The sequence below is a fragment of the Staphylococcus sp. SM3655 genome, from assembly GCF_016917315.1.
Lineage (GTDB): Bacteria > Bacillota > Bacilli > Staphylococcales > Staphylococcaceae > Staphylococcus > Staphylococcus aureus.
The window spans coordinates 2,270,456-2,283,209 of the sequence record NZ_CP070305.1 but is presented as its reverse complement, the minus strand read 5'-3'; the positions used below and the strand labels follow the sequence as shown (position 1 = coordinate 2,283,209).

At 31.1% G+C, this 12,754-nt stretch carries 12 protein-coding genes; all 12 read left to right on the top strand.

From position 1 onward, the window contains the following. Positions 1 to 7 precede the first annotated feature (7 nt). The 12 genes from JQN76_RS11075 (at position 8) to JQN76_RS11020 (ending at position 12,456) form a co-directional block, all read left to right on the top strand. Positions 8 to 583, top strand: a complete 576-nt coding sequence (locus JQN76_RS11075) for a YpiB family protein (protein ID WP_000005212.1) — start codon at positions 8 to 10, stop codon at positions 581 to 583. Then, positions 573 to 1,160: a DUF1405 domain-containing protein gene (locus tag JQN76_RS11070; protein WP_000154682.1), complete on the top strand. Its 588-nt coding sequence runs from the start codon at positions 573 to 575 to the stop codon at positions 1,158 to 1,160. The genes JQN76_RS11075 and JQN76_RS11070 overlap by 11 nt, the downstream gene beginning before the upstream one ends. 71 nt (positions 1,161 to 1,231) lie before the next feature. Continuing rightward, positions 1,232 to 1,912 carry a zinc metallopeptidase gene (locus JQN76_RS11065; RefSeq protein ID WP_001827022.1) on the top strand — a complete coding sequence of 227 codons (681 nt, stop codon included), beginning with the start codon at positions 1,232 to 1,234 and terminating at the stop codon, positions 1,910 to 1,912. 335 nt (positions 1,913 to 2,247) lie between these two features. Further along, on the top strand, positions 2,248 to 2,565 hold the full coding sequence (locus tag JQN76_RS11060) for a nucleotide pyrophosphohydrolase (RefSeq protein ID WP_001836717.1): 318 nt from the start codon (positions 2,248 to 2,250) through the stop codon (positions 2,563 to 2,565). A gap of 243 nt (positions 2,566 to 2,808) precedes the next feature. Further along, complete coding sequence (gene bshA / locus JQN76_RS11055) at positions 2,809 to 3,951, top strand: N-acetyl-alpha-D-glucosaminyl L-malate synthase BshA (protein ID WP_000690027.1); 1,143 nt, start codon at positions 2,809 to 2,811, stop codon at positions 3,949 to 3,951. 4 nt (positions 3,952 to 3,955) lie between these two features. Next, entirely contained in the window at positions 3,956 to 5,158 is a 1,203-nt protein-coding gene (locus JQN76_RS11050; protein ID WP_000361549.1) for a CCA tRNA nucleotidyltransferase, read from the top strand. Then, the gene (locus tag JQN76_RS11045) at positions 5,145 to 6,116 is read left to right on the top strand and encodes a biotin--[acetyl-CoA-carboxylase] ligase (protein WP_000049923.1); all 972 of its coding nucleotides are present in this window, start codon (positions 5,145 to 5,147) and stop codon (positions 6,114 to 6,116) included. The genes JQN76_RS11050 and JQN76_RS11045 overlap by 14 nt, the downstream gene beginning before the upstream one ends. 23 nt (positions 6,117 to 6,139) lie before the next feature. Next, the gene (locus tag JQN76_RS11040; protein ID WP_000525078.1) at positions 6,140 to 8,833 is read left to right on the top strand and encodes an ATP-dependent DNA helicase DinG; all 2,694 of its coding nucleotides are present in this window, start codon (positions 6,140 to 6,142) and stop codon (positions 8,831 to 8,833) included. A 321-nt stretch (positions 8,834 to 9,154) separates the two neighbouring features. Next, the gene (gene asnS, locus JQN76_RS11035; RefSeq protein ID WP_000858782.1) at positions 9,155 to 10,447 is read left to right on the top strand and encodes an asparagine--tRNA ligase; all 1,293 of its coding nucleotides are present in this window, start codon (positions 9,155 to 9,157) and stop codon (positions 10,445 to 10,447) included. Between the two features lie 327 nt (positions 10,448 to 10,774). Next, a complete protein-coding gene (locus JQN76_RS11030; protein ID WP_000362218.1) occupies positions 10,775 to 11,461 on the top strand; it encodes a DnaD domain-containing protein in 687 nt (228 codons plus the stop codon). Further along, the gene (gene nth / locus JQN76_RS11025) at positions 11,451 to 12,110 is read left to right on the top strand and encodes an endonuclease III (protein ID WP_000253765.1); all 660 of its coding nucleotides are present in this window, start codon (positions 11,451 to 11,453) and stop codon (positions 12,108 to 12,110) included. Before JQN76_RS11030 ends, nth begins: the two co-directional genes overlap by 11 nt. 4 nt (positions 12,111 to 12,114) lie before the next feature. Continuing rightward, a complete protein-coding gene (locus JQN76_RS11020) occupies positions 12,115 to 12,456 on the top strand; it encodes a YpoC family protein (protein WP_000182026.1) in 342 nt (113 codons plus the stop codon). Positions 12,457 to 12,754: the final 298 nt, after the last annotated feature.

Genomic DNA, 12,754 nt, shown 5'->3' with positions numbered 1-12,754 from the left:
GTATTTGATGTCAGAGACACTCAATCAAATTAAAGAAAGTTTTATTGAATATTTACTTTTTCAATATCGATTTAAGTCGCGTATTGCAGTTTGGGTGCTTAACTATATAAAAGTGAATGAGGCGAAATTGGCAAACATTCATTTTGTAGATACAAAAATTAATCATCATGAAACATTAGAAATTGCAGAAGTGGGAAGTCACGCTTCTGCAATTCAATTTACTAAGCGTAATATAAAGTTAATGAATACAAATGAAATATTTGATTATATCGCTAATCATAACTGTGCTTTTGATATTCAAATTCACTTCGCAAACGTGTCAAAGCGTGAGCAAAGGCTAGATGATTTAATAGTTGCTCAACTAACGGAATCGCCCAGTTATCAAACTTATCTTCATGACTTAAATAGTATGGCTATAGATCGGCATAAACATGCGTTATTAATAGATTACTTGTTACACAATATTGATTTAAGTTTACAGATGAATGAAAAGCAACGTTTTTATCAACTAACGCAAATTTTAAATACACTCAAGCTAGTAAATAAACATAATCAATTTGAGGACTTAGCAGATGACGATTAATACATTTTGGCAATATACACTTTATCAACGTTCTTGGTTAATGATGCTACTCATTTGTAATATATTAGGGATGATTTATGGTTATATATGGTATGGTGAACAATTAAGTCATACGCCGTGGCATTTTAAGATTTTTGTTCCAGATAGCCCAACTGCAATATTATACTTAGTTATTTCTATCTCATTGATATTAATTCAAAAACAAAATAGTATTATCGATGCACTGGCATTTGTAACATTATTCAAATATGGGATTTGGGCAGTTATAATGAATATATTATTTATTATTGAACAAGGTGATATTACAGTAAATGGTTTGGTATTAATGTTTTCCCACAGTATAATGGCTGTTCAGGCAATTTACTTCTATCCTAGGTTTAAACGTTCTATGATTGGAATCAGTGTAGCGATGATTTGGGTGTTTTTGAATGATTATATTGACTATTTTCACCTTCAATTTCCATATTATGATTTTATAACTACACATGTGTGGCAAATTGGTGTATTATCATGTTGTCTAAGTGTTTTTGGACTTTTGCTTTATATTGAATTAAACAAATTATTAAAGTGTAAATGATTTGATAAAAACGGCAAATGACAGTAAAATATTTATAAAGGAGAGTGAGTTTATTGTCTTCAATTTTTACTATGATAATTTATTTCGTAATATTAATGGTGCTTCCTTTATGGGCACAACACAAAGTTAAATCTAACTATGAGAAATATTCACAAGTTAGATCAACTAGTGGTAAAACGGGTCGTGAAGTTGCATTAGAAATTTTACATGCAAACGGTATTTATGATGTCGAAGTTGTTAAAGGTGAAGGATTCTTAACAGATCATTACGATCCTAAAAAGAAAGTTGTTTCACTATCTCCTGCAAACTATGACAGACCATCAGTTGCTGGAACTGCAATTGCAGCCCACGAAGTTGGTCATGCCATTCAAGATCACCAAGGATATTGGTTCTTAAGATTCAGAGCAGCATTAGTACCTGTTGCAAACCTAGGGAGTTCATTAAGTTATATGATCATCATGTTAGGTATTATCTTAACAGCGATAGGTAGTGCATTTGGTTCAACTGCTTTATGGATTGGTGCTGGTTTAATGTCATTAGCGGTATTATTCTCAATTGTTACGTTACCAGTTGAGTTTGATGCGAGTTCAAGAGCGATGAAACAAATTACGGCATTGAACATTGTAAATGAAAAGGAATACAAACATGCGCGTAAAGTATTATCTGCAGCAGCAATGACTTATGTTGCAGCAACTGCTGTCGCTGTAGCAGAGCTTGTACGTATTATTTTGATTGCGCGTTCAAGTGATTAATCTTATAGATTAACAATTAACTTAAATTAGACACTTATTAACTAGCTAATCACATTTTGTGTGGTTGCTAGTTTTTTTGTGCTTATTTTTCTAATGGTAGATTATTCACTATATTATTTTATTGTAGTAGTACGTATCATAAAGTTATAATCCCATTTTCAATTGATTTAATTTAGTTAGGAATGCATTACATTTATATAAACTGAATTATTAAACTACTAAAATAAACAACTTGTCATCTAGTTTAGCTAGAGTCAGTAGATTGCACTAAACATGCATGAGACTTCAAATTGATATATACTATATTAGAAATGCAATATAAGGAGAACGTAGAAATGAAATCAATGGTAGAAATGCAACGTGAAGTTGATGAATATATTGGACAATTTAAAACAGGATATTTTTCACCATTAGCTAACTTAGCTAGATTGACTGAAGAAGTGGGCGAACTTGCACGTGAAATAAATCATTCCTATGGTGAAAAAAAGAAGAAAGATTCAGAGGAAGCAAATACGATTAAAGCAGAATTAGGTGATAATTTATTTGTGTTGTTATGTTTAGCGAATTCAATGGGAATAGATATGACAGAGAGCTTTAATGAAACAATGGAAAAGTTTAATACAAGAGATAAAAATCGATTCGAAAGAAAGTGAATTTAAAAATATATGCTTTATTTGGATTTGATTAAGATTAAAAACATAGACCAATGAATTGCATCGCATGAAATTATATTATTTTTAAAGTAAGTAGAACTAGATAAATGATTATATATACAACACCTGTTTTTTAGATATTTGAAATTATAAACTCAACATTACTATAAACTTAAATTTAAACAATTATCTACGCATCGAGAATAATAGAAAGAGAAATAGAAAGAAAGGATGGGCAAGCGAATGAAGATAGGTATAACATGTTACCCGTCCATGGGTGGTTCTGGAATTATTGCCACAGAATTAGGAATTAAATTAGCAGAGCGAGGTCACGAAGTACATTTTATCACTTCAAATATCCCGTTTAGAATAAGAAAACCATTACCGAATATGATTTTTCATCAAGTTGAAGTGAATCAATATGCAGTATTTCAGTATCCACCGTATGATATTACATTAAGTACTAAAATCGCTGAAGTTATTAAAGAATATGATCTTGATTTGTTGCATATGCACTATGCTGTACCTCATGCAATTTGTGGGATTTTAGCTCGTGAGATGTCAGGTAAAGATATAAAAATTATGACAACGCTACACGGTACTGATATTACTGTTTTGGGCTATGATCATTCACTCCAAGGTGCAATTAAATTTGGCATTGAAAAAAGTGATATTGTGACAAGTGTGAGTAAATCTTTAGCACAAGAAACACATGAAATTATTGAAACTAACAAAGAAATTATACCGATTTATAATTTTGTACGTGAAAATGAGTTTCCAACTAAACATAACACAGCACTAAAATCACAATTTGGTATAGCACCAGATGAAAAAGTGTTAATACATGTATCGAATTTTAGACAAGTAAAACGCATAGATACTATCATAGAAACATTTGCAAAAGTACGTGAAAAGATACCTAGTAAATTAATTTTACTTGGAGATGGTCCTGAATTAGTGCCAATGCGTCAATTGACGAAAGAGTTAAACGTAGAAGAGGATGTTTTATTTTTAGGGAAACAAGATTGCGTAAGTGAATTTTACCAATTATCTGACTTAGTATTATTATTAAGTGAAAAAGAAAGCTTTGGACTAACTTTACTTGAGGCTATGAAAACAGGCGTCGTTCCAATTGGTTCAAATGCCGGTGGAATTAAAGAGGTTATTAAACATGGTGAAACTGGATTTGTCGTAGATGTGGGTGATTGTGATTCAGCGAGTGACTATGCTATCCGATTACTTGAAGATAAGGTGTTATACAACAAACTTCAGAAAAACATGCTAGCAGATATTGCTGAACGTTTTGGATCAGAACTCATTACAGATCAATATGAGTATTATTATCAAAAAATGCTAAATGAGCATAACAAAAGTAAAGGCGAGTAATAATATGGATAAATCATTATTTGAACAGGCAAGGCCTATATTAGAACAAATTCAAGACAATGGTTTTGAAGCATATTATGTAGGTGGCTCTGTAAGAGATTATGTCATGGGAAGAAATATTCATGATATAGATATCACAACAAGTGCAACGCCGGATGAAATAGAATCTATCTTTAGTCATACGATACCTGTAGGTAAAGAACATGGCACGATAAATGTAGTTTTTAATGATGAAAATTATGAAGTGACAACATTCCGGGCTGAAGAAGATTATGTCGATCACCGTAGACCAAGTGGTGTTACATTTGTTCGGGATTTATACGAAGATTTGCAACGAAGAGATTTCACGATGAATGCGATAGCAATGGATACAGCATACAAATTGTATGATTATTTTGATGGTCAACAAGATATTAATAATCGAATAATAAGAACTGTAGGTATAGCTGAGGAACGATTCCAAGAAGATGCTTTACGTATGATTCGATGTTTAAGATTCCAGTCACAATTATCATTTGATATTGCAACGGAAACATTTGAAGCGATGCGTACACAAATGGCAGATATTAAATTTTTATCAATTGAGCGTATAGTGATTGAACTAACTAAATTAATGCGAGGTATTAATGTTGAAGAGAGTTTTAATCATTTAAAATCGCTGAAAGCATTTAATTATATGCCATATTTCGAACAACTTGATATGAATCAAATTAATGTAACAGAACCAATTGATTTAGAATTGTTGATTGCTATAGTGTCAGTTAAATTTGATATTAATTACTCATTGAAGCCTTTAAAGCTAAGTAACCGACAAGTAAAAGATATCAATCAATATATTCAAATTATGAATGCATTACCAAGTATTATTACAAAAGAACAATTAAAAATGTTTGTTTATGATTATGATACGAATCTCATTAAAAATGTAATGGTTGCAGCAGACGTGTTAAAGGCAAATGATATTCAAGGACATGAACCATTAATCGTTAACCTTCAAACGATTGATGAAACATTGCATCGTTTACCTATGCATAATAGAAAAGACATGATGGTTAATGGCGGTGTACTTATGGCACATTTAAATGCCAAAAGTGGTCCGTGGTTAAAAGATGTGCTAAGACAAATTGAGATAGCGATTGTAACAGGTAAAGTAAGCAACGAAGAAACTGAAATTTTGAAATGGGTGGATAATCATGTCAAAATATAGTCAAGATGTACTTCAATTACTCTATAAAAATAAACCGAATTATATATCTGGACAAAGCATTGCGGAATCACTTAATATATCGCGCACTGCAGTAAAAAAAGTGATTGACCAATTAAAGTTAGAGGGATGTAAAATTGATTCAGTAAATCATAAAGGGCATTTATTACAACAACTCCCAGATATTTGGTATCAAGGTATAATAGACCAATATACAAAAAGTTCTGCTTTGTTTGATTTTAGTGAAGTATACGATTCAATAGATTCTACACAACTTGCTGCGAAAAAGTCACTTGTTGGAAATCAATCTTCATTTTTTATCTTGAGTGATGAACAAACGAAAGGTCGTGGGCGATTTAATAGACATTGGAGTTCTTCAAAAGGGCAAGGACTTTGGATGTCTGTCGTGTTAAGACCTAACGTTGCATTCTCAATGATATCTAAATTTAATTTATTTATTGCATTAGGGATAAGAGATGCGATTCAACATTTTAGTCAAGATGAAGTCAAAGTGAAATGGCCGAATGATATATATATTGATAATGGTAAAGTGTGTGGTTTCTTAACTGAAATGGTTGCTAATAACGATGGTATAGAAGCAATAATATGTGGTATAGGTATTAATTTGACGCAACAACTAGAAAACTTTGATGAAAGTATTAGACATAGAGCAACAAGTGTACAATTACATGATAAAAATAAATTAGATAGATATCAATTTTTAGAGAGATTACTTCAAGAAATTGAAAAAAGATATAATCAATTTTTAACGTTACCTTTTTCTGAAATTCGTGAAGAATATATTGCAGCTTCTAATATTTGGAATAGAACGTTGCTATTTACAGAAAATGATAAACAGTTTAAAGGACAAGCAATTGATTTAGATTACGATGGCTATCTAATTGTTAGAGATGAAGCGGGTGAATCACACCGTTTAATTAGTGCAGATATAGATTTTTAACACTAAAGCAAGGAGAGATAGCTATGGGTATGGCAACCTATGCCGTTGTGGATTTGGAAACAACAGGCAACCAATTAGATTTTGACGATATCATTCAAATTGGTATAACGTTTGTGCGCAATAACCAAATTATTGATACATATCATTCTATGATTAGAACAAATTTAGAGATTCCGCCGTTCATTCAAGCGTTAACATCCATTGAAGAAAATATGCTACAACAAGCGCCATATTTTAATCAAGTTGCACAAGAAATCTACGATAAGATAAAAGATTGCATTTTTGTCGCTCATAATGTAGATTTTGATTTGAATTTTATTAAAAAGGCATTTAAAGATTGTAATATTCAATATCGTCCCAAAAAAGTTATAGATACACTAGAAATCTTTAAAATAGCTTTTCCTACAGATAAAAGCTATCAATTAAGTGAATTAGCAGAGGCACATGGTATTACCTTAGCAAATGCCCATCGAGCTGACGAAGATGCCGCTACTACTGCTAAATTGATGATATTAGCTTTTGAAAAATTTGAAAAGTTACCGTTAGATACTTTAAAGCAATTATATTATTTAAGTAAACAGTTAAAATACGATTTATATGATATTTTCTTTGAGATGGTTAGGCAATATGATGCAAAGCCATTGGATAAATCGTACGAAAAGTTCGAACAGATTATCTATCGTAAGCAAGTTGATTTTAAAAAGCCGACAACAAATTATAATGGCAGCTTGAAGTCTTTATATAGCAAAGCTGTAGATCAACTTGGCTTAACATATCGACCGCAACAATTATATTTAGCGGAAACTATATTAGATCAGCTCATGCATAGTGAAAAAGCAATGATTGAAGCATCACTAGGCAGTGGTAAATCATTAGCATATTTACTTGCGGCCTTGATGTATAATATTGAAACTGGGAAGCATGTCATGATTTCTACCAATACTAAATTACTGCAAAGTCAATTGTTAGAAAAAGATATTCCAGCAATGAATGAAGCGTTAAATTTTAAAATTAATGCACTATTGATTAAAAGTAAAAGTGATTACATTTCATTGGGACTTATTAGTCAAATTTTAAAAGATGACACAAGTAATTACGAAGTGAATATCTTGAAAATGCAATTGTTAATTTGGATTACAGAGACGCCGTCCGGAGATATACAGGAATTAAATTTAAAAGGTGGTCAAAAGATGTATTTTGACCAGAAAATTGAAACATATGTACCGGCACGTCACGATGTTCATTATTATAATTTTATTAAGCGAAATGCACAGAACATTCAAATTGGTATTACAAATCATGCACATTTAATTCATTCTGATGTTGAAAATTCAATATATCAATTGTTTGATGATTGTATAGTGGATGAAGCACATCGCTTACCAGACTATGCCTTAAATCAAGTGACAAATGAGTTGAGTTATGCTGATATTAAATATCAGCTTGGTTTGATTGGTAAAAACGAAAATGAAAAATTGTTAAAGGCAATCGATCAACTGGAAAAGCAGCGAATTTTGGAAAAATTAGATATTGCACCAATTGATATTTTTGGCTTGAAGGCTAGTATGAATGAGATTCATGAGTTAAATGAGCAATTGTTCTCAACGATATTTACGATTATCAATGATTCTGATGTTTATGATGATGATATTCATCGCTTCCATAATGTATTTACTTTTGAAACAAAAGACATTTTGAAGGATTTACATGCGATTATCGATAAGTTAAATAAAACGCTAGAAATATTCAATGGCATTAGTCATAAAACAGTTAAATCATTACGGAAACAGTTGTTGTATTTAAAAGATAAATTTAAAAATATCGAACAAAGTTTAAAAGCTGGACATACTAGTTTCATTTCAATTAAAAATTTATCTCAAAAATCAACAATACGTTTATATGTGAAAGATTACGCTGTAAAAGATGTATTAACGAAACAAGTATTGGAAAAATTTAAATCACTCATTTTTATATCTGGTACTTTAAAATTTAATCATTCGTTTGAAGCTTTTAAACAGTTATTCAACAAAGATGTTCACTTTAATACATTTGAAGTTAACACGTCGTTACAAAGTGCAAAAAATACAAGTGTATTTATACCGAGTGATGTAGCATCTTATCAATATAAAAATATAGATGAGTATGTAGCATCGATTGTAAGCTATATTATTGAATATACGACTATAACGTCATCAAAATGTTTAGTCTTATTTACGAGTTATAAAATGATGCATATGGTACAAGATATGCTAAATGAATTGCCAGAATTTGAAGATTATGTTGTATTAACACAACAGCAGAACCAAAATTATAAAATAGTACAACAGTTTAATAATTTTGATAAGGCCATACTGCTTGGTACGTCAACATTTTTTGAAGGTTTTGATTTTCAAGCAAATGGTATTAAATGTGTGATGATAGCGAAGTTACCGTTTATGAACAAGCATAATGCAAAATATTGGCTTATGGATTCTGAATTCACTTCAACTTTCAAGGAATATGTATTACCTGATGCAGTTACACGTTTTAGACAAGGACTTGGAAGATTAATTAGAAATGAAAATGATCGCGGCATAATAGTTTCATTTGATGATCGACTCATAAACAGTAATTATAAAAACTTTTTTGAACAAACACTTGAAAATTATCGTCAGAAAAAAGGCGACATTCAACAGTTTGGAAAATTATTAAGACAAATTCAAAAAAAGAAAAAGTGAAATACAAAGTAAAATTCTTGTGACATGACATGTGCTATGTTCTGTTACAAGAATTTTTGTTTGGTCGTCAAAATTTGAGTTTTATAATTAAACTTGAATGTTAGCACAAAAAACGACCTTCATACTAATAATATTGAGGCTTTATTATATATTTTGTCTGAAACTGATGATTGTATTGTCTTAATATAAATTAATGTTCAAATCTGTGCGTAAATCATTACCATTTACACGTTATCTTTTAGTCTAGTTCTAGAACTTGAAAGCGGATTTTGTTAAAATGAATGAGTATTGTATAACGAAAAAATAAATAGGAGAATGGTTATGAAAACAACGATTAAACAAGCGAAAGATCATTTAAACCAAGACGTTACAATTGGTGCTTGGTTAACAAATAAACGTTCAAGTGGTAAAATCGCCTTTTTACAATTACGTGATGGAACAGGCTTTATGCAAGGCGTAGTAGTTAAATCAGAAGTTGATGAAGAGGTATTCAAACTTGCGAAAGAAATTACTCAAGAATCATCTCTATACGTTACAGGCACAATTACAGAAGATAATCGTTCTGACTTAGGATACGAAATGCAAGTGAAATCAATTGAAGTTATTTCAGAAGCGCATGACTATCCGATTACACCTAAAAATCATGGTACAGAATTCTTAATGGATCACCGTCATTTATGGTTACGTTCTAAAAAACAACATGCTGTAATGAAAATTAGAAATGAAGTTATTCGTGCAACGTATGAATTTTTCAACAAAGATGGATTTGCAAAGGTTGATCCACCAATTTTGACAGCAAGTGCACCAGAAGGTACAAGTGAATTATTCCATACTAAATACTTTGATCAAGATGCGTTTTTATCTCAAAGTGGTCAGTTATACTTAGAAGCTGCAGCAATGGCACACGGAAAAGTATTTTCATTTGGTCCAACTTTCAGAGCTGAAAAATCAAAAACACGTAGACACTTGATCGAGTTCTGGATGATTGAAGGGGAAATGGCTTTCACAAATCATGCTGAAAGTTTAGAAATTCAAGAACAATATGTAACACATGTAGTAAAATCAGTTTTAGAAAATTGTAAACTAGAGTTGAAAATTTTAGAGCGTGATACATCAAAACTTGAAAAAGTTGCGACACCATTCCCTAGAATTTCATATGATGATGCAATTGAATTCTTAAAAGCAGAAGGCTTTGATGATATTGAATGGGGTGAAGATTTTGGTGCGCCACATGAAACTGCCATTGCTAATCATTATGATTTACCGGTGTTTATTACTAATTATCCAACTAAAATTAAGCCTTTCTATATGCAACCAAATCCTGAGAATGAAGAAACTGTCTTATGTGCAGACTTAATTGCACCTGAAGGATACGGTGAAATTATCGGTGGATCTGAACGTGTGGATGACTTAGAATTGTTAGAACAACGCGTTAAAGAACATGGATTAGACGAAGAAGCATATAGTTACTACTTAGACTTACGTCGTTATGGTAGTGTGCCACACTGTGGATTTGGTTTAGGTTTAGAGCGCACAGTAGCATGGATTTCTGGTGTTGAACACGTTCGTGAAACTGCGCCATTCCCAAGATTATTAAACCGTTTATATCCATAAGTTTTAGGATCGTTACTTAAAATTTATATTATGATAATAAAAAGAATCGTCCAGCCTATATTAATAGCTGGGCGATTTATGCTTGGAAAATGAAGATTGATAACGGCTTATATTAATCATGAACAAACTTTTGTTTAGTAACTATATTTGGAAAATAAATAGTTCATCTGATTATACATAAAGTTCATTGTTAAAATCTAGTGTTAAAAAATACTGTTATTTAAAATTTGTTTGCTACTAGTTAAATATATTAAGCATTTTAGTCGAAAATTAAAGAAAATGATTTATACTATTAAGTAATGGTTAAATTTAAAAGGGGGCACGAACATGGATAAATATCAATTAAAAGCAAGACCTGTAGTGATACGAAGAGAATTATTAGACCATTACAGTGACTTAGGTTTAGATGAGCAAGATTTAGTCATTTTGCTTAAATTGATTTATGCTTCCGAAACATCAAATAAACAGCCTTCAATTGAATTACTTCAGAAGGGCTCAACTATGCAACCACGCGATATTACAATGGTTATTCAAAATTTGATACAACGTGAATTGCTAGAATTACAAGTTCAAAAAGATGAAGAAGGTAGATTTACCGAATATATGAATCTAGATCCTTTTTTCGAAAAATTAAGTCATATATTGAAGCAACAAAGTATGGAAACGAAAGAGCAAAATAGTAAAGAAAAATTTAAACAATTATTTAGAGTTTTAGAGGATACATTTGCAAGGCCGTTATCTCCATATGAAATAGAAACGTTAAATCAATGGATTGATGTTGATAAACACGATAGTGCAATTATACAAGCGGCATTAGACGAGGCGAATAGTTTGAATAAACTTAGCTTTAAATATATGGATCGTATTTTACTTAATTGGAAGAAAAACAATGTCAAAACAATTGACGATTCTAGAAAAATAAGAGAAAAATTTAATAAACCGAAAATGACGCACACAGTTAAAACGGTACCTAAATTTGATTGGTTAAACGGGGAGAACCTTGATGGTAAGTAAGAAAAAAGCATTAGAAATGATTGATGTTATAGCAAATATGTTTCCGGATGCAGAATGTGAATTAAAACATGATAATCCGTTCGAATTAACTATTGCTGTATTATTGTCAGCGCAATGTACAGACGTTCTAGTAAATAGAGTAACAACTGAGCTGTTTAAAAAATACAAAACGCCTGAAGATTATTTGGCAGTCAGTGATGAAGAACTTATGAATGATATTCGTTCTATCGGTCTGTATCGTAACAAAGCTAAGAATATTAAGAAACTTTGTCAATCTTTGATTGATCAATTTAATGGAGAAATACCACAAACACATAAGGAATTAGAAAGTTTAGCAGGTGTAGGACGTAAAACTGCTAATGTAGTCATGAGTGTAGCATTTGATGAACCTTCATTAGCTGTTGATACGCATGTAGAACGTGTTTCTAAACGCTTAGGTATTAATCGTTGGAAAGATAATGTGAGACAGGTAGAAGACCGTTTATGTTCTGTCATACCTAGAGATAGATGGAATAGGAGCCATCATCAACTCATTTTCTTTGGAAGATACCACTGTTTAGCCCGAAAACCTAAATGCGATATTTGTCCACTATTAGAAGATTGTAGAGAAGGACAAAAACGTTATAAAGCTAGTTTGAAAGAAGCGTGATAACATGACAAATATTACAAAAGAGGTATTTGATAATTTAGAACAAGAGATTGATGTATTTGCCAAAAATAAGACATTAGGTTCTAGTGAAGCAAAGCCCTACTTGGATGAATACCATAGTAAAATTATTGATTATTTTAAGCAGGTTAATGACATAACTGGCAATATTGATTTTGATAAATTAAATCAATATCCTGTTGTGCCAATGAATTTTAAAGAAAGATATGATTATATGATTGAACGTAAATATCATTTTATGGGCTATCGACAAATGAAGACCTTTAAAACTGAATTGATTAAAATGAATGCTAGTTATCAAACAAGGTTAAAGAATAAGCAGGTATAGACAAGATTGATCATTTCCTAATGTTGAAAATATATAAAACTAATTCATGCACACATATTTGTATTTATGTTAGGTGTCGTGTCATTACAACGTCTTAATATAAAAACTGTCCATCTACATCATAATGGATATCTTGAGATATGCTTTAAGATACCTATTTCGAATCGTAGGTGGATTTCTTATATCTATGATTGTGAAAATATGTTGCAAACATCTTGATATTTCACTGATTAACGTACACAGGGAATTGATAAACATTTCAATTTAAAACAGCGTCTAAGATGACTATGAGAAAAAT